Source organism: Bacillus sp. SIMBA_008, assembly GCF_046535495.1.
In the GTDB taxonomy this organism is placed as follows: Bacteria; Bacillota; Bacilli; order Bacillales; family Bacillaceae; genus Bacillus; species Bacillus subtilis.
Genome location: NZ_JAWRWL010001159.1, coordinates 1 through 240 on the forward strand (window position 1 = coordinate 1; position 240 = coordinate 240).

Annotated in this window: 1 protein-coding gene; it reads left to right on the top strand. The window is 67.5% G+C overall.

Annotated elements, in window-relative coordinates:
• A partial coding sequence (locus SB658_RS27080) for an ATP-binding protein (RefSeq protein ID WP_410603610.1) occupies positions 1 to 240 on the top strand: 240 nt, incomplete at both ends.

Sequence of the window (240 nt, forward strand, 5' to 3'; positions counted from 1 at the left end):
GTCGAGGAGCTCGATCCGCACGACGTGACGCTGCATACTCGCATCGACGGAGTCGACATCGAGGGCGACGGGATGCTGGCGGCCAGGGCTGTGCGCAACCTGCTCGAGAACGGCATCCGACACAACGTGCCCGGCGGAGACCTGTGGGTGCGCTGCCGTCGCGAAGGCGAGCACGCCGTCATCGAAGTGGAGAACACGGGGAGACGGATCCCGGCGGAGACTCTCGCCCTGCTCACCGAG